Genomic DNA, 16,955 nt, shown 5'->3' with positions numbered 1-16,955 from the left:
TTACTGTTGTCTGTCAGCCGACTTTATTGCCGGGGAGGTGATGCAAAGTTGACAACCCAAAATGGCAAATATAAAATAAACTTGTAACTGTCAGGTTACTGATGTGATGAATATGTAAACTTTTTTACCGGAAGGCACTTGACCCAGTGAACACCGTCCTGATCCGATCGATGACCGGGTTGGGAAAAAGATAATGACCGGGGCATCTCTATACATTCCCCGGCAGCCTCAAGTATCCCGGATGCGCCGGTTAATGTGCCGATTATGGTTGAGAGCAATGAACGTACTGTTCGTCATCTGGAAAAGCAAGGGGGTGAAATCATGATTCTTCTAATCATCTCCATTGCGCTGATCTCTGTAGTTTGTCTGATTGCTGGTTATTTTTTTCGAAAAAAAATTGCCGAGGCTAAGATTGCTTCCGCTGAAGCTGCCGCACAGCAGATCGTCGAAGATGCACACCGCGATGCAGAAGCATTGAAAAAGGAAAAACTGCTTGAAGCGAAAGATGAGATTCATTCGATCAGATCTCAGGCAGAAAATGAAGCCCGGGAACGCAGAAATGAACTTCAGAAGCAGGAAAATCGTCTGGTCCAGAAAGAGGACCTGCTGGATCGCAAAAGCGAGTCTCTTGACAATAAAGAAAGTTCATTGGATAAAAGGGAGGACGCACTTAGCAAAAAACATCGACAAATTGAAGAGACACAAAGCAAAGTGGAGGAACTGGTACAAAAACAGCAGAGTGAGCTGGAGCGGATTTCCGGTCTGACCACTGAGGAGGCGAAATCGCTGATACTTCAGGATGTCCGTCAGGAAACATCCCGGGAGGCAGCCCAGATTGCCAAAAACATCGAAACTGAGGCGAAAGACAACGCGGAAAAGAAAGCGAAGAGTATCATTTCTCTCGCAATCCAGCGTTGCGCAGCAGACCATGTTGCCGAGACAACGGTATCTGTAGTCAATCTGCCCAATGATGAGATGAAGGGCAGAATCATCGGTCGTGAAGGCAGAAATATCCGGACGATTGAAACACTGACGGGTATTGATCTGATCATCGATGATACGCCTGAGGCCGTCATCCTCTCCGGTTTCGATCCAATCCGTCGTGAAATTGCCAGAATTGCTCTGGAAAAACTTGTTCAGGACGGGCGGATTCATCCGGCACGGATTGAGGAAATGGTTGAAAAAGCACGCCATGAGGTCGACGAAAAGATTCGCGACTATGGCGAACAAACCACTTTCGAAGTGGGTATCCACGGACTCCATCCGGATCTTATCAAGATCCTCGGTCGTCTGCATTTCCGCACCAGCTATGGTCAGAACGTACTGAAACATTCCGTGGAGGTTGCGTTCCTGGCGGGGATGATGGCAGCTGAACTGGGTGAAGACGAAATGCTGGCCAGACGTGCCGGACTGCTCCATGACATTGGAAAAGCGATTGACCATGAAGTGGAGGGCAGCCACGTCGAGATCGGCGTCGAGCTGGCAACGAAGTACAAAGAACATCCGGTTGTGGTTAACAGTATCGCATCGCATCATGGCGATACGGAAGCGACTTCGGTTATTTCGGTACTCGTTGCGGCAGCTGATGCGCTGTCGGCAGCTCGTCCCGGTGCCCGTCGCGAGACGCTTGAGACGTACATTCATCGACTGGAAAAACTTGAGGAAATTTCCGAGTCGTTTGATGGCGTTGAAAAGTCGTATGCGATTCAGGCCGGACGTGAAGTACGGATTATCGTTCAGCCTGATGTGATTGATGATACGAAATCATTCCAGTTAGCTCATGATATTACCAAAAAGATTGAGAATGAGCTGGATTATCCGGGGAACATCAAAGTTACTGTGATCCGGGAAACACGTGCAGTAGATTATGCAAAGTAAAAGAAAGCAGCCAATACGCTGCTTTCTTTTACTATTAAGCTGAGTAAATCGGAAGAGAAAAGAGCGGATTTGATGAAACTGCTATTTATCGGCGATATTTACGGAAAAACGGGAAGAGAGATGCTTCAGGAATATCTCCCCAGGATGAAAAGCTGGTTCCATCCGAATATTACCATTGTTAATGCTGAAAATTCCGCACATGGCAAAGGCATCACGGAGAAGATTTATCATCAGCTGCTCGCCATGGGTGCGGATATTCTGACGATGGGGAATCATACCTGGGATAACCGGGATCTTTTTGAATTTATTGACCACGCTGACAGGCTTGTCCGGCCGGCAAATTTTCCAGAAGGGACGCCGGGAACCGGATTACGTGTGATTCAGGTGAATCAGACGAAGATTGCGGTGATTAATCTTCAGGGGCGCGTCTTTCTTCCGCCGCTGGATGATCCGTTCCGTACAGCGGACCGGCTGGTCGCCAAAGCAAGAAAGGAAACACCGGTTATTTTTGTGGACATCCACGCAGAAACAACCAGTGAGAAGCTGGCGCTCGGCTGGTATCTTGACGGCCGTGTTTCGGCAGTTGTCGGAACACATACGCATGTTCAGACGGCTGATGAGCGGATCTTTCCGCGTGGCACCGGCTATCTTTCCGATGTCGGCATGACCGGACCGTATAATGGCATTATCGGCGTCGACCGGGCCGCGGTAACCCGGCGTTTCCTGACTTCCATGCCGGTGCGTTTTGAAAGCGAACAGGGCTCGGGCCAGCTGGGCGCCGTGCTGATTACAGTCGACCCTAAGACAGCTAAGGCTACAGCAATCAACCGGATCCTGATCAACGACGATCACCCTTTTTTTGACTGACCGTCTTCAGGCATACGGATCTGTCCATTTCCCTGATAATGAAAGGCATAGTCATTTTTTATGTGGAATATAGTTTATTATGGGCAATCCTCATAAGGAGATGACAATGGGAAAATGGACGTGTTGAAAGTTTCAGCAAAATCGATACCTAACTCTGTTGCCGGAGCCCTGGCGCATGCCATGCGGGAACAAAAAACGGCCGAAATTCAGGCGATTGGAGCGGGCGCACTCAATCAGGCAGTCAAAGCCGTAGCCATCGCCCGCGGATTTGTTGCTCCGAGCGGTCTGGATCTGATCTGCATTCCGGCTTTTACGGATATACTGATCGACGGAGCGGAACGGACGGCAATCAAACTGATTATTGAACCAAGATAATGTATGAAAAGGTACCTGACACCCTGAGCGGCAGCCAGGTACTTTTTGCTTGCTTGATTTTTTATCGGTAAAGCGTTTCCACGTCGATTTAGTGTATACTTAAAGTGTAAGCTGCGCAGGGGAGGCGGAAGATGATGAGAATTGGCGATCTGATGATCAAAGGAGTTGTTCTCGCCCATCACGACGATACGGTTGAATCTCTGATTAAAATGATGGCGGCGAAGCGTGTCGGCGGGGTTCCGGTCGTTGATGCTGAGAACAAACTGACCGGATTCGTCAGTGACGGGGATATTCTTCGTGCCCTGATACCGAAACATCAGGCGATCTATGATGCGTACAGCATGATTTCCGCAGTCCGCCTTGAGGTCACTCATGAGGGGCTCTCGGATCTCCTCGAGGGTAAAGTTCGCGATGTGATGACCCGGAAACATCTTTATTCTGTCCGCCCGGATGAAGATCTCGACGCGGCTTTAAAACAAATGGGTCGCGCACATATCAAGAAGCTGCCTGTGGTTAACGATCATAATGAAGTGATCGGCATCATCAGCCGCAGCGATATCATCCGCCATATCGTCGGACAGGCCCTGTACGTCAAATGATTCAAACATGACTGCTGCTTTCCAATGAAAATAAAAATAAAAGCCGGCGACGGGAATCTATATATCCCATGTCGCCGGTTTTTCCTGTTCCCGGATCGTACATATATTGGCATGAGAGGGAACATTTTACCGGATCTGACTGCTGATCAGCATCTCCGCGTGCTTTTGAACATAAACCATCTGTCCGCCATAATGCCCGGTCATGGCCAGAGTAAATGATCCGGCCAGGCACAAGATCAGAACCAGGGGCATTACCCACCTGATCTTCGTCAAATACTGAAGCATTCTGAAGGCCAGTGCACCGCCGAAGAGCAGCATGGTGACGGCAGAGTACACTTTATGAATATGGACAATCGAGAGATAGGCATTTCCCCAGTGGGCGGATGCGAATCTTTCCGCGCCGGATCCGGACAGGAACGCAGCAACACCGGACAGAAAACCGAGCAAAAGCAGAACAAAAGCAGCCCGGTCGAAAAATGCTCTACGGCGCAGCGCAATGATCTGGAAAGCAGTCCCGACAAGCAGCAGAGCGATCGGAAAGTGTACCAGCAAGGGGTGTAAAGGCGTGTTTAACAACTGAATCGTCTCCTTTAATTTTCCTTAGCCAGATTACTAAAGAAAACTGAAAAGAAACTGAATATCCCGGATCAGCTTAATACGGGTAGTCTGATGGTGAAAACAGTGCCGCTGCCGTGATTTCCATCGACTTTAATGGATCCTTTATAGGCGTCGACAATTTCACGGGCAATGGACAGCCCAAGACCGGAGCCGCCGTTTTGCCGCGACCGTCCTTTATCAACGCGGTAAAACCGTTCGAAAATATGTCTGCGGGCATCTTCCGGTATCCCGATGCCGGTATCGGCGACCGTAAAACAGAATTGACGCGTCTCCTGGTCCGCCCAGATCTTCAGACGGATGTGATCCCCTGTTTTCGTGTACCGGAACGCGTTATCAAGAAAGATGGTCAGCAGCTGTTTGATCTCCCCCGGATTGGCATGCAGCATCAGTTCCTGTTCCGGAAGGTGTGCACTGAATTTTTTTCCCTCACCGGAGGCTTTCTGGTTGTAATAGATGTTCATTGTGCGGACCGCTTCGGACAGCGGAAAATGTTTCAGGTTCTCCGTTGCCGGTCGGTTACCCGCTTTAGCCATCGTCAGCAGCTGATTGATCAGATGATTCATATCAGCGACTTCGTCTTTAAGATCCTGAAGCGTTTCCTTCGAAGAGACCGACATGCGATCCTTTTCTTCGGCTTCGAAAAACTCGAGTGACGCGGAGAACACACTGAGCGGCGTTCTCATCTCATGGCTGGCGTCGGCGACAAACGCACGCTGCCGCTCATAATTCTTTTTCACCGGAGCAACGGCACGCCGAGCCAGAAAGTGGGCGATGATCACGGACAGAATCGCCGTAGCAACGCCAAGCAGAAACAATACTTTAAACCAGAATTCAATCTGTTCATGCGTCTTCAGGATTTCTTTGGCAATGACGATGTAACCGGATGTTTTTCCATCATGGCGCACCGGCTCCATCGCGTAGACGATCAGGGTCGTCTTTCCCGATGGCTCTTGGGCTGAAAGCAGCCCGGTCTTCTCTCCGTGTTTCAGCCGCCCGATCAGTTCGCTTCTCATCCGGTTCCGCAGTGATCCTTTATAAAGGATATCTTTTCCCTGGCTGGAGAGATAGGCAGACAGAAATACGGAACGCCGTAAAGGGCCTCCTTCAAGACGCTGCGTTTCTGAAAACTCACTCGCCTGGTCACGGGCCAGATCGTCGACCTGCCAGCGGACAGACTGATAGATCATGCTCTTAAAAAGAAAGAACAGCAGAAATAAGATGGCGGCCATTGTCAGAAAGAAAGTCAGACTGTAGGTCAGGCTCAGTTTCCTCTGAAGCTGTTTAAACATGATCGTCCACCCACATATACCCGAATCCGCGGACAGTTTTGATATAACTGTTGCGCTTGGTCTGCCCCAGTTTTTTTCGAAGCAGTTTGACGAAAGCTTCCATCGTATTAAATGTCACGTCGCTTTCTTCCTCCCATACCCTGGCGATAATCTGGTCTTTTGACAGGGTGCGGCCGGGATTTTTCACAAAATAGACGAGCAGCTGAAATTCCCTCGGCGTCAGCGGAATCGTTTCCTCCCCGCGTCTTGTAATGTGGTTTTGCAGGTCAATCGTCAGGTCATGGGATTTCAAGACATTATGGTCCACCGGAAAGAAATTCCGCCGGGAAAGCGACCGGATCCGGGCAAACAATTCTTCAAAGGCAAACGGTTTAACCATATAATCATCAGCACCGGCGTCCAGTCCGCTGACGCGGTCATCCAGCTCACCACGGGCAGTCAGCATCAGAATCGCACCGCTGTAGTCTTCTTCACGGAGCGATCGGCTGATCGTCACACCGTCCATCCCGGGCAGCATCCAGTCAAGGATGACCACATCATAGTCACCCGACAGTGCCTGATCTCTGGCACTGACCCCATCTTCGACCCAGTCGACGGTGAACTGTTCCCGCTTCATCATTTTGACCATCAGTTTTCCGAGCCGCCGGTCATCCTCGGCGATTAAAATTTTCATTGATTTAACCTCATTTTCATCATGATTCCAAATTTTATTATAATCCTTACGGCATACACGGCGTAAACGCACGGCGAGCCGTGCGATTCACAGCCGGCTTGCTTTTATTGCTTTCAGCACTTTGCTATAATTGATAAATGAATATTTTACAAGTTTGTTCGTCCGGGGGCAGGAGAAACTGTCGGGAATTTTCAGACTGACGAACAGCCAGGTTAGGGAGGAACAGCAGTGGGCAAATCAACATTCAGCAAGGTTGATTTTTCGAAATACTTTCAGCCGCCTTCTCTGAAAGACGCCAGACGGCGCCGCAGAGAACCGGTTCATATAATAAATAATTTCAGTATTCCGGAAGAAATGAAAACCATCGGCAAAGGCAAGAACTATCTGATCGAAACATACGGCTGTCAGATGAATGAGGCAGATTCGGAAGTGATGGCCGGCATTCTTGAGGCCATGGGTTACCGGCCGACTGAGGATGCGGCCCTTGCGGATGTTATTCTGGTCAACACATGCGCGATCCGCGAGAATGCAGAAAACCGCGTTTTCGGGCACATCGGACGTATGAAACCGCTGAAACTGGAAAAACCAGGTCTGATTATCGGCCTGTGCGGGTGCATGGCCCAGGAAGAAACGGTGGTCAACAAGGTGCTTCGTACTTATCCTCAGGTCGATCTGATCTTCGGTACGCATAATATACACCGACTGCCGCAGCTGCTTCAGGAAGCCCTGTTCAGCAAGGAAATGGTCGTTGAGGTGTGGTCCAAGGAAGGGGACATTGTCGAGAACCTGCCTGTTGCCCGTCACGGCCATTTCCAGGCGTGGGTCAATATCATGTTCGGCTGTGACAAATTTTGTACGTACTGCATCGTACCGTATACTCGCGGCAAGGAGCGCAGCCGCCGACCGGAGGAAATCATCAGTGAAGTCCGTGATCTGGCGCGCCGCGGCTATAAAGAAGTGACGCTGCTCGGGCAGAATGTCAATGCCTATGGGAAAGACCTGAAAGATCTTGACCACTACGGACTCGGCAATCTGATGGACGAAATCAGAAAAATCGGCATTCCACGGGTCCGGTTCATGACGAGCCATCCCAAAGATTTTGACGATCATCTGATCGAAGTGCTCGGCAAGGGCGGCAATCTGTGCGAACACATCCATCTCCCGGTTCAGTCGGGAAATTCGGATATTCTGAAGATCATGGGCCGCGGCTATACGCGTGAACGCTACCTTGATCTTTTCCATAAAATTAAAAATACGGTACCGAACGCGGCGTTTACCACCGATATTATCGTCGGTTTTCCGAACGAAACGGAAGCGCAGTTTGAGGACACACTGTCGCTCGTGAAAGAGTGCCGGTTTGACGGTGCCTATACTTTTATCTATTCACCCCGCGCAGGCACTCCGGCGGCACGGATGAAAGACAACATACCGATGGAAGTGAAGAAAGAGCGGCTGCAGCGTCTGAACCGGCTGATCGATCAGTATGCTTCAGAAAGCAATGCCAAATATCAGGATCAGGTGGTTGAGGTGCTTGTCGAAGGTACGAGCCGGAAAAATGATCAGGTCCTTTCGGGGCATACGAGGACCAATAAAGTGGTCAATTTTGTCGGACCGAAGTCGCTGATCGGGCAGCTGGTAAACGTGAAGATCACTGAAACAAAGATGTGGTCGCTGGACGGCGAATGGCAGCGTGAACCCGAGGTCGCCGGAAAATGAGCAGGCACTACTCAAGCGACGAAATCATTGCCAGAGCCAGAGAAGTCGCAAACCATCTCGGATCAACCGATCAGGTGCGTTTCTACAGACAGGCTGAAGCCAAGATCAGCGGCAACCAGAAAGTGCAGCAGCTTGTTGACGCGATTAAGCAGCATCAAAAGGAATCGGTGAACCTTCAGCACTATCAGAAACATGAAGCCTACAAACAAAACGAAGCCGTCATCAGCCGGCTGCAGGAAGAGCTCGATGCGATCCCGGTTGTTCAGGAATTCAAACAGTCACAGGGAGAAATCAACGACTTTTTGCAGTTAATCGTCAATCTGGTTTCCCATAAGATTGAAAAAGCTTCCGAAGAAAATGATGACGGACAGCGTCACGATGAACTTTAACGGGACACTTGCCTCTGCCTTCAGCTCTCCGCTCTTGCGGAGAGTTTTTTTCACACGTGTCATTTGCCTTGCATAACATGTCAGTGAAGAAGGCAAAGGAGGTTTAATCTTTTGGCAGACGCATACAGAGAAATTATTACCAGGGCTATTTGCGGGAAAGGTAAGAAATCGGGCCGGTCCACACATTCCGTAACACCGGCACATAAGCCCTCAAACATCCTCGGATGCTGGGTCATCAACCATAGATACAAGACGCACTATCAGAAGGATGCGGTGGTTGTCGAAGGAACCTACGACATTAACACGTGGTACTCCTATAACAACAATACACGGACAGAGGTCGCTGTGGATACGGTGAGTTACCGGGATAAAGTCCGGCTGACGCTGCGTGACAAGAATCTGGTGTCCGACAAGGTGGAGGTCACCTGCCGGCCGCTCCAGGAACCGAACTGCCTGGAAGCGAAGATCTCGTCGAACGGAACGAAGGTCGAAGCCGAAGTGGAACGTGAATTTCTTGTCGAGGTCATCGGCGATACCAAAGTGAAGGTCCAGGTCGAAGGCGAAGGACTGGAAGAAACAGAAATCGAAGAAGAAGATGATCTGGATAAAGAGCTGAGCGGTCTGGATTCCGAACTGCTGACTGATGAAGACGAATGAGCGAAGGCATGCCTTCGCTCTTTTTTCAGCAGCTAAGTTGGAAAAGCTCTGCGTCCTGCAGATTCAGTCCATAGATTTCACCGCCAGCAGTCACACTCTTTGCCGAGCCGCGCACTGGCTTTCCAGTGAATCTGGCGAAACGAATCCGATGACTGGTAATCCCGCGTCCCCGCCGGCGCAGTTTCATCATGAAACAGGGACCGCGGAACAAATGAGGGCCCCACCCAATCATGAATGCGCCTTCGGCTGTTTTGAACGGATTTCGGCTTCGGATAGACAATGATCTTACTTTTGACCATGTCATTCAGCGTCAGCGTGCAGCCGAATATGCGGAACGGATCCTCGCATTTCAGTTCGAGCACGCGGATTCTTCCCGTCCCGCGCCGAAGGGCATAAACAGGACAGGAGACGGCGATGTGCTTCATCGCCGGGACGGTCATGCGAAAGCGGAATTCCTGAGTATCCTGCTCACGATGCTCCGAGAAAGAAAACAAGGGTTCACCGGTGATCCGGCCGCGGACAGAATAGAACGGCAAACGGGCACTGCTGACAAACTGAAGGACAAGCGTCCCCGTTTCCCCGGCGGAGAGGCTGACACTGAGTTATTTATTCACAAGGGCCAGATGGCGAATCAGATAGAAAAGATAATATTTTGCAGCGCAAGACGCCAGCAGGAAAAAGATACCGGCGGCAAGAATGACCGAAGTGCCGGTCAGAAATCCAAGCACGGACAGCGTCAGACCGGAATAGAGGAAAAGTGTGCGGACTTGCGTCTTCTGACCACTGACCGACCAGTTCATTGGCGCCGCGCTCCCGATTCCACCGGTACGTCGACTTTGTCCAGCAGATCCGCGATCAATTTCTCTTTGGTCGTATGAAGTTCCCCATCCATCGACAGGACGAGCCGGTGCGGGAGTATGTACGGCGCGACTGCTTTGATGTCTTCAGGAACAACGTAGTCGCGGCTGTTCAGAAATGCCCGTGCCTGTGCACCGCGCATCAGTGCGAGTGTCCCCCGCGGACTGACTCCGCTCGCGGTCCACTCATGGGTTCGGGTCGCCTGAATAATCCTAAGCAGATAATCTTCGACAGATTCGTCGAGCCGAATCTCACGTACTTTTGCCTGAAGCTCCAGAATGGTTTCCAGCGTAAAGACCGGTTCCAGATGTTCGAGCGGGTCCTGTTCCCGGTAGAGCCGGATCATCCGCTTCTCTTCAGCAAGCGACGGATAACCGGTGTGCAGGCGCATGAAAAACCGGTCCATCTGTGCTTCCGGAAGGGCAAAGGTCCCTGAAGATTCAATCGGATTCTGTGTGGCAATGACAATAAACGGTTTCGGCACCGGCAGCGTCCGTCCTTCGATCGTCACCTGGCGCTCTTCCATCACTTCGAGCAGACTGGACTGGGCACGCGGCGTGGCCCGGTTGATCTCGTCCGCAAGCAGGATATGGGTCATCACCGGTCCGGGCCGCGTTTCAAACTGCTGGGTTTTCGGGTTGAAGAAATTGATTCCGGTAATATCGGAGGGGAGGATATCGGGGGTGAACTGAATCCGTCGAAATGTCCCTTTGATGGATTTGGCGAGGGCTTTGGCCAGCATCGTTTTTCCGGTACCGGGGACGTCCTCCATCAGGATATGGCCGCGGCAGATCAGGGCGATCATGATGTTCTCAACGAGCGCCTCTTTTCCAACCAGAACCCCGCCAATAGTTTTCTGAAGCTGCTCAAGCGCTCTGATCATTCGAATCCGACCTTTTACATAATTTTTTTAATTATAGCACGACTCGGCGCCGGCGGTGCGAATCGCGATGAAAGCTCGTTGCGCCGGCTCCATGTGGTATAATTAAATGATGGATAAAAGGATTCCGGGGTGGACGTGTCGATGAGTTATACACCAATGATCAAACACTATTTGTCGGTAAAAGCGCAGTATCCGGACGCTTTTTTATTTTACCGGATCGGCGATTTCTATGAGCTGTTTTTCGACGATGCGCTGAAGGCATCGAAAGAACTGGAAATTACGCTGACGTCGCGCACCGGCGGCAAGGATGAGTATATTCCGATGTGCGGGGTGCCGCATCACGCGGTGAATCAATACATAAAAGTTCTGATTGACAAAGGTTACCGGATTGCAATCTGTGAACAGATGGAAGATCCGAAACTGGCCAAGGGCATGGTCAAACGCGGCGTCATCCAGATGATTACACCGGGAACGGTTATGGAGGACGATTCTCTTGAGCCGAAAAAGAACAACTATCTGGCGGCGCTCAGCGCTTTTTCCGATGGCTCTTACGGATATGCGATGAGCGACCTGACGACCGGCGAGACGAAAGTGACGATGATCGCCGGCTGGGACGGCGTCGTCGAAGAACTGGACGCCAATGATGTGCGCGAGATTGTGCTCGATCCGTCTTTTGATAAGAAGAAACAGAGCTGGCTGACCGAAAGGCTGAATGTCACCATTTCAGAAGATGCCAGCGAGCAGGTTCCGGAACAGCTGCAGGCAATCGTTTCCGGCATTGACCAGGAGAAGCTGCTGTCTCCGCTCGGCCGGCTGCTGAACTATCTGCTTCGGACACAGAAGCGGTCGCTCGATCATCTCCAGCAGGCCGATGTCTATCAGATCAGCGCTTCAATGATGATCGACCCGCATTCGCGGCGCAATCTGGAGCTGACCCGGACGAACCGGGAGAAAAAGAATTACGGCTCGCTGCTCTGGCTCCTCGATGACGTCAGGACGGCGATGGGCGGGCGGCGGCTGAAGCAGTGGATCGAGAAACCGCTGCTGAACCGGGAAAAGATCGAAGACCGGCTGAATGCTGTATCTGCGCTGAAAAAACATATGCTGGAACGCGAGACGCTTCGTAAACTGCTGAACGATGTCTATGATCTGGAACGTCTCGTCGGCCGTGTCTCCTTCGGCAATGTCAATCCGCGTGAAGTCCTGCAGCTGAAGCGGTCACTTGACCAGGTGCCGGGCATCAAAAAAACGCTTGACGAAATTCCCGATGAAGCGCTGCATGCTTACGGCGCGCAGATGGATCCGTGTGAACCGGTCCGGTCGCTGATCGCCGGGGCGATCGTTGACGATCCGCCGTTTTCCACGGGAGACGGCGGGATGATCCGTTCAGGATACAATGAAAAACTGGACAGCTATCGTGATGCCTCGAAAAACGGGAAACGCTGGATCGCTGAACTGGAGGCAAGGGAACGCCAGGCAACCGGAATCAAATCGCTGAAAATCGGTTATAACCGCGTGTTCGGCTATTATATTGAAGTCTCCCGGCCGAATCTGAAACTGATCCCCGAGGGGCGCTATGAACGGCGGCAGACGCTGTCCAATGCGGAGCGCTTTATCACTCCGGAGCTGAAGGAAAAAGAACAGATCATTCTTGAGGCTGAGGAAAAGCGGGTCAGTCTCGAAATGCAGCTGTTCAATGATGTCCGGATGAAGATCAAAGGCTATGCGGCGCCGCTCCAGAAGCTGGCCCGGCTGGTCAGTGCACTCGACGTGCTGCAAAGCTTTGCCTCGGTCAGTGATCGCAACAATTATATCCGTCCGGAATTTTCAGAAGACCGGACACTCGAAATCAAGAACAGCCGCCATCCGGTGATCGAGAAAGTCATGGCGGACGGCGCATTTGTTGCCAATGACATTCATATGGACAAGTCCTGCGATATGCTGCTGATCACCGGACCGAACATGGGCGGCAAGAGCACCTACATGCGTCAGGCGGCGCTGACGGCAATCATGGCGCAGATCGGCTGTTTCGTTCCGGCCGACAAGGCCGTTCTGCCGATCTTCGACCAGATCTTTACCCGGATCGGGGCGGCGGACGATCTGGTATCGGGACAGAGCACGTTTATGGTCGAGATGGATGAGGCGCGGTACGCGCTGACCCACGCGACCCAGAACAGCCTGATCCTGCTCGATGAGATCGGGCGCGGCACTTCGACCTATGACGGCATCGCCATCGCTCAGGCAATCGTTGAGTACATTCATCAGCACATTTCGGCAAAGACATTCTTCTCAACGCATTATCACGAGCTGACCTTCCTGGATCAGAAACTGGAACGGCTGAAAAATATCCATGTCGGGGCGATGGAAGAAAACGGCACGGTCGTTTTTCTTCATAAGGTACTGCCCGGTCAGGCGGATAAGAGCTATGGCATCCATGTAGCGAAACTCGCCGGTCTGCCGGATGCACTGATCGATCGGGCAGACGACATACTTAAGCGTCTGGAAGATGAGAAAGACAGTACGCATGAACCGGCGGCGGATTCCAGTGATGCAGCGCCGCTGGTTCGTGAGCAGGCGGCGGCGACTCGAGAAGAACCGGATGAATCGGATGAAGAAGGACCGGAACAGCTGGCGCTTTTTGCCGACCCGCAGCCGAATCAGAAGCAGAAGAAGCTGAGCCGCCATGAACAGAAAGTGCTGCATGAACTGGAAAGAATTGATCTCTTGACGATGACGCCGATGGATGCGATGAATCAGCTGTATGCTTTGCAAAAGGAATTGAAGAAATAAGCGAGACAGAAAGAGGGTACGGATATGGGCGTGATTCAGAAGCTCAGTGTGACACTGTCCAATAAAATTGCTGCCGGGGAAGTGGTCGAACGGCCGGCTTCCGTAGTAAAGGAACTGACGGAGAATTCACTCGACGCGGGCGCAACGTCAATACGTGTGGACATCGAAGAAGGCGGCATGAAGCTGATCCGGGTCACGGACAATGGCCGCGGTATCGCCCCCGAAGACTGCACACTCGCCTTTGAACGGCATGCGACCAGTAAAATCAGTCAGGACAGAGATCTGTTCCATATCCATACACTCGGTTTCCGCGGCGAAGCGCTGCCGAGTATTGCTGCCGTCTCCTATACGGAACTGAAAACTTCCGACGGGGCGCATCCCGGTTCGCATCTGGTGCTGCAGGGCGGCCATGTGATTCAGTCCGGACACACCGAGAGCCGTCAGGGAACAGAAATTACCGTCAGCCGGCTTTTTTACAACACGCCGGCACGGTTAAAATATTTAAAGAGTATTCATACAGAACTGGGGAAAATCACCGATGTCGTTAACCGGATGGCACTTTCCCATCCGGACGTCCGCTTTCTCCTGACGCACGACGGCAAACCGGTGTTTCAGACGAACGGCAGCGGCGATCCGGCCCACGTGCTGGCCGCCGTCTATGGCCTGAGAACGGCAAAGTCGGCTGTCCCTTTTTCGGGAAAATCGCTTGATTTTTCCGTGAGCGGTCTGGCCGTCAATCCGCAGATCAACCGGGCCGGCCGGCAGTACGTCTATATTTTTGTCAACGACCGGTTTATTCGCAACTATCCGATCTTCAACAGCATCATGGAGGGCTACCATACGCTGCTGATGATCGGCAGATACCCGATCTGCGTCATTCATATAAAAATGGATCCGACTTTGATCGATGTCAACGTGCACCCGGCGAAACTCGAAGCGCGGATCAGCAAGGAGAAAGATCTGTGCGACCTGATCACCCGGACGATTCGTGAAGCGTTCCATCGCGAACGGCTGATTCCGTCGGTTGATACCAGGGAGCGTCAGGCCCGGCCTCAGAACATGCAGCAGTCACTGGACTTCTCACCGGACGTGGCAATCGGCCCGGATCTGTCCAGTGAAGGAGGCTCAGCGGAACCGCAGAAGCACTTTTCTGCTGTGCCTAATATTTTTGCCGAACAGGTTCATGAGAACGGAACCAATGATGCGGAAACGGCAGAACCCGGAGCCTCACAGATGGCCGCTGCGGCGGAAGCGGGTGCGCCTCAGGATGAAAGGGGAAATGACGTTCCTGATCTTCCTGAAGCTGAGCAGGAAAAGCCGCGGCGGATGCCGAAATTATATCCGATCGGACAGATGCATGGCACCTACATCTTTGCCCAGAACGAGGATGGGCTCTATATTATCGACCAGCACGCCGCTCAGGAGCGAATCAACTACGAATATTACCGGGAAAGAGTCGGCGAAAACGCCCGGGAAGTCCAGGAACTGCTCGTCCCGATGACGTTCGAGTTCACCGATGCGGAATATGAAACCGTCATGCAGTTTCACGACTATCTTAAAGAGATCGGCCTGAATTTTGAACCGTTCGGCGCGCGTTCACTGATCGTCCGGGCCCATCCGACCTGGATGCCGAAGGGAAAAGAGCCGCAGATGATCGAGGACATCGTCCAGCAGCTGATTGAGAGCGGCAAAGTATCAATCAAGAAACTCCGGGAAGCACTGGCGAAAATGATGTCCTGCAAACGGGCGATCAAGGCCAATCACTACCTGCGCCCCGATGAAATTCAGGCCCTGCTCGACCATTTAAGCCGGGCCCGGGATCCGTTCACCTGCCCGCATGGCCGGCCGGTCCTGGTGCACTTCACCCCCTACGAAATGGAAAAGATGTTTAAACGGGTACAGTAAAGGGATTTATGAACCACCGATAAGCCCTTAGCCCATAATTTGCCCATGTAATTTTTATTTTTCTAGATACGAATCGAGATTTGAAAGCATTGTTTTCTCTAGATTACGTGTGAAGTGAACATAAACGTTAGCAGTAAATTCAACGCTACTATGCCCCAATCGTACGCTTACAGATTTAATATCCGCACCGCTCTCCAGAAGCATGATCGCGTGTGTGTGGCGCAAGCCGTGCGGTGTGATGTGGTGAAGGCTTGTCTTTGCAAGAATTAAGTTAACAATCTTATTCACGCCATACTCGCCCATCTCACGTCCGTTTGGAATGGTGAACATATAATCAGAGTCAAAGCAAAATTTATGCTTGAGACGCTCTTTCTTCTGCCATGTCTGATATTTCTTCAATTGAGCAATGAGTGTATCATCAATGGCGATCGTCCGAATACTTGATGCGGTCTTAGGAGGATGGCATCCGGTATTATCTCTTGACTTCGTGATTTTAATTCTTTTATGTATCAAATCGACATCGCCCCATGTGAGAGCAAGCATCTCACCTTTTCTCATTCCTGTTCGTAAAAGTAATGATACCATGATAAAATGGTGAAAAGGTGATGTCCCTGCTGCATCCATAAAAGTCTTGACCTCGTCTTTGGTCAAATAATTAGTTTTTATAACGTCGTCTTTCGTTGTAATGGACACATTTTGAAATTTGTTAAAAGGTAGCATTTCCAATTCAACAGCTTTATTTATGGCTGTACAGAAGATGGAATGGATTGACTGAACGGTCCTTCTTTTATATTTTTTCATCAGTTGGTTAATGAATCTCTGATATTTCGTTTTAGTGAGTGTCGCCAGGCGGTAACCACCCAATATGGGGATAATGATGTCTTGAAGATAATGCTGGCGGTAAGAACGTGTTTTTTCTGTAATGCCCTCGTTATAGACTTCAAACCATTCATTAAGCCAATTCTTGATAAGCATGTCTCGACTTTTAACAATCGTAGTCTGACCAAGGTAAATTTTCTCTTCAATGTCTGATGCTTCAACTTGTGCTTCCTTCTTTGTACGGAATCCTCCTTTTGTTTTCTCTCTATATTTTTCCGTCACAGGATCCCGGTACATAATTCGGTATTCCCATCTGTTTCCGCGCTTACGAAAGCTGGCCATGATAAAAACCTCCTGTTATGATAACATTGATTTCTGTGTATTTGTCAATTTAAAAATCCCCCATTTAGTCATTTAAAAATCCCCCACTAATATTTGGTAAATAGGAGGGATATGTTAATTGCCAGATCAGAATGGAGGTTCTCCAGTTTGTTTCTGCTCTAATTGAGTGATCTTATAGTTTAGCTCTTCTATTTCTTGTTTCATTTGAACCCATTCTGTCAAAAGACGGTTAACCTGTTCCTGCAGGCTGATTCCTGGTTCCAGAGCGGTGCCTTTGAACCGTCGCCAGTCATTAAA

General features: G+C 50.8%; 16 protein-coding genes. 9 read left to right on the top strand and 7 right to left on the bottom strand.

Annotation, left to right across the window (positions count from 1 at the left end; translation table 11 throughout):
* The first annotated feature begins 321 nt into the window (after positions 1 to 321).
* The 4 genes from rny to D889_RS0100070 all read left to right on the top strand — a co-directional run bounded on the left by rny (position 322) and on the right by D889_RS0100070 (position 3,719).
* Positions 322 to 1,878 (top strand): ribonuclease Y, encoded by a 1,557-nt coding sequence (gene rny, locus D889_RS0100085; protein WP_010630889.1) that lies wholly within the window; start codon positions 322 to 324, stop codon positions 1,876 to 1,878.
* A 72-nt stretch (positions 1,879 to 1,950) separates the two neighbouring features.
* Positions 1,951 to 2,745 (top strand): TIGR00282 family metallophosphoesterase, encoded by a 795-nt coding sequence (locus tag D889_RS0100080; RefSeq protein WP_010630888.1) that lies wholly within the window; start codon positions 1,951 to 1,953, stop codon positions 2,743 to 2,745.
* Between the two features lie 114 nt (positions 2,746 to 2,859).
* Positions 2,860 to 3,120: a stage V sporulation protein S gene (locus tag D889_RS0100075; RefSeq protein WP_010630887.1), complete on the top strand. Its 261-nt coding sequence runs from the start codon at positions 2,860 to 2,862 to the stop codon at positions 3,118 to 3,120.
* A 134-nt stretch (positions 3,121 to 3,254) separates the two neighbouring features.
* Positions 3,255 to 3,719 carry a CBS domain-containing protein gene (locus D889_RS0100070; RefSeq protein ID WP_010630886.1) on the top strand — a complete coding sequence of 155 codons (465 nt, stop codon included), beginning with the start codon at positions 3,255 to 3,257 and terminating at the stop codon, positions 3,717 to 3,719.
* A gap of 126 nt (positions 3,720 to 3,845) precedes the next feature.
* On the opposite strand, the gene D889_RS0100065 is transcribed toward D889_RS0100070, so the two are convergent.
* The 3 genes from D889_RS0100065 to D889_RS0100055 all read right to left on the bottom strand — a co-directional run bounded on the left by D889_RS0100065 (position 3,846) and on the right by D889_RS0100055 (position 6,299).
* The gene (locus D889_RS0100065) at positions 3,846 to 4,295 is read right to left on the bottom strand and encodes a DUF2231 domain-containing protein (RefSeq protein WP_010630885.1); all 450 of its coding nucleotides are present in this window, start codon (positions 4,293 to 4,295) and stop codon (positions 3,846 to 3,848) included.
* Positions 4,296 to 4,366: 71 nt separating this feature from the next.
* Positions 4,367 to 5,626: a sensor histidine kinase gene (locus D889_RS0100060; protein ID WP_010630884.1), complete on the bottom strand. Its 1,260-nt coding sequence runs from the start codon at positions 5,624 to 5,626 to the stop codon at positions 4,367 to 4,369.
* A complete protein-coding gene (locus D889_RS0100055; protein ID WP_010630883.1) occupies positions 5,619 to 6,299 on the bottom strand; it encodes a response regulator transcription factor in 681 nt (226 codons plus the stop codon). Before D889_RS0100055 ends, D889_RS0100060 begins: the two co-directional genes overlap by 8 nt.
* Before the next feature lie 228 nt (positions 6,300 to 6,527).
* Here D889_RS0100055 and miaB point away from each other — a divergent pair, with 228 nt between their 5' ends.
* The 3 genes from miaB (at position 6,528) to cotE (ending at position 9,061) form a co-directional block, all read left to right on the top strand.
* Complete coding sequence (gene miaB, locus D889_RS0100050; RefSeq protein ID WP_010630882.1) at positions 6,528 to 8,015, top strand: tRNA (N6-isopentenyl adenosine(37)-C2)-methylthiotransferase MiaB; 1,488 nt, start codon at positions 6,528 to 6,530, stop codon at positions 8,013 to 8,015.
* The gene (locus D889_RS0100045) at positions 8,012 to 8,404 is read left to right on the top strand and encodes a YlbF/YmcA family competence regulator (RefSeq protein WP_010630881.1); all 393 of its coding nucleotides are present in this window, start codon (positions 8,012 to 8,014) and stop codon (positions 8,402 to 8,404) included. The genes miaB and D889_RS0100045 overlap by 4 nt, the downstream gene beginning before the upstream one ends.
* Before the next feature lie 111 nt (positions 8,405 to 8,515).
* Positions 8,516 to 9,061, top strand: a complete 546-nt coding sequence (gene cotE, locus D889_RS0100040) for an outer spore coat protein CotE (protein WP_010630880.1) — start codon at positions 8,516 to 8,518, stop codon at positions 9,059 to 9,061.
* A 77-nt stretch (positions 9,062 to 9,138) separates the two neighbouring features.
* Here the strand turns inward: cotE and D889_RS0100035 are convergent, their stop codons facing one another.
* The 3 genes from D889_RS0100035 to D889_RS0100025 form a co-directional block, all read right to left on the bottom strand.
* The gene (locus D889_RS0100035) at positions 9,139 to 9,597 is read right to left on the bottom strand and encodes a DUF58 domain-containing protein (protein WP_010630879.1); all 459 of its coding nucleotides are present in this window, start codon (positions 9,595 to 9,597) and stop codon (positions 9,139 to 9,141) included.
* 66 nt (positions 9,598 to 9,663) lie between these two features.
* Positions 9,664 to 9,861 (bottom strand): hypothetical protein, encoded by a 198-nt coding sequence (locus D889_RS0100030; RefSeq protein ID WP_010630878.1) that lies wholly within the window; start codon positions 9,859 to 9,861, stop codon positions 9,664 to 9,666.
* Entirely contained in the window at positions 9,858 to 10,802 is a 945-nt protein-coding gene (locus D889_RS0100025) for an AAA family ATPase (protein ID WP_010630877.1), read from the bottom strand. Before D889_RS0100025 ends, D889_RS0100030 begins: the two co-directional genes overlap by 4 nt.
* 141 nt (positions 10,803 to 10,943) lie before the next feature.
* Here D889_RS0100025 and mutS point away from each other — a divergent pair, with 141 nt between their 5' ends.
* Together mutS and mutL are read left to right on the top strand one after the other, a co-directional pair.
* Positions 10,944 to 13,592, top strand: a complete 2,649-nt coding sequence (gene mutS, locus D889_RS0100020) for a DNA mismatch repair protein MutS (protein WP_010630876.1) — start codon at positions 10,944 to 10,946, stop codon at positions 13,590 to 13,592.
* Positions 13,593 to 13,616: 24 nt separating this feature from the next.
* Positions 13,617 to 15,497, top strand: a complete 1,881-nt coding sequence (mutL, locus tag D889_RS0100015) for a DNA mismatch repair endonuclease MutL (RefSeq protein WP_010630875.1) — start codon at positions 13,617 to 13,619, stop codon at positions 15,495 to 15,497.
* A gap of 54 nt (positions 15,498 to 15,551) precedes the next feature.
* On the opposite strand, the gene D889_RS0100010 is transcribed toward mutL, so the two are convergent.
* Positions 15,552 to 16,658, bottom strand: coding sequence for a site-specific integrase (locus tag D889_RS0100010; protein WP_010630874.1), 1,107 nt, complete (start codon positions 16,656 to 16,658; stop codon positions 15,552 to 15,554).
* Positions 16,659 to 16,955: the final 297 nt, after the last annotated feature.

It is taken from the genome of Sporolactobacillus vineae DSM 21990 = SL153 (assembly GCF_000377985.1).
GTDB lineage: Bacteria > Bacillota > Bacilli > Bacillales > Sporolactobacillaceae > Sporolactobacillus > Sporolactobacillus vineae.
The sequence above is the reverse complement of the archived record's forward strand: the minus strand, read 5'-3'. Positions and strand labels throughout refer to the sequence as shown.

What these genes read in the sequence shown, in the direction of transcription:
- rny (WP_010630889.1), top strand. Translation starts at nt 322, where the DNA reads ATGATTCTTCTAATCATCTCCATTGCGCTGATCTCTGTAGTTTGTCTG.
- D889_RS0100080 (WP_010630888.1), top strand. Translation starts at nt 1,951, where the DNA reads ATGAAACTGCTATTTATCGGCGATATTTACGGAAAAACGGGAAGAGAG.
- D889_RS0100075 (WP_010630887.1), top strand. Translation starts at nt 2,860, where the DNA reads ATGGACGTGTTGAAAGTTTCAGCAAAATCGATACCTAACTCTGTTGCC.
- D889_RS0100070 (WP_010630886.1), top strand. Translation starts at nt 3,255, where the DNA reads ATGAGAATTGGCGATCTGATGATCAAAGGAGTTGTTCTCGCCCATCAC.
- D889_RS0100060 (WP_010630884.1), bottom strand. Translation starts at nt 5,626, where the DNA reads ATGTTTAAACAGCTTCAGAGGAAACTGAGCCTGACCTACAGTCTGACT.
- D889_RS0100055 (WP_010630883.1), bottom strand. Translation starts at nt 6,299, where the DNA reads ATGAAAATTTTAATCGCCGAGGATGACCGGCGGCTCGGAAAACTGATG.
- D889_RS0100045 (WP_010630881.1), top strand. Translation starts at nt 8,012, where the DNA reads ATGAGCAGGCACTACTCAAGCGACGAAATCATTGCCAGAGCCAGAGAA.
- D889_RS0100030 (WP_010630878.1), bottom strand. Translation starts at nt 9,861, where the DNA reads ATGAACTGGTCGGTCAGTGGTCAGAAGACGCAAGTCCGCACACTTTTC.
- D889_RS0100025 (WP_010630877.1), bottom strand. Translation starts at nt 10,802, where the DNA reads ATGATCAGAGCGCTTGAGCAGCTTCAGAAAACTATTGGCGGGGTTCTG.
- mutS (WP_010630876.1), top strand. Translation starts at nt 10,944, where the DNA reads ATGAGTTATACACCAATGATCAAACACTATTTGTCGGTAAAAGCGCAG.
- mutL (WP_010630875.1), top strand. Translation starts at nt 13,617, where the DNA reads ATGGGCGTGATTCAGAAGCTCAGTGTGACACTGTCCAATAAAATTGCT.
- D889_RS0100010 (WP_010630874.1), bottom strand. Translation starts at nt 16,658, where the DNA reads ATGGCCAGCTTTCGTAAGCGCGGAAACAGATGGGAATACCGAATTATG.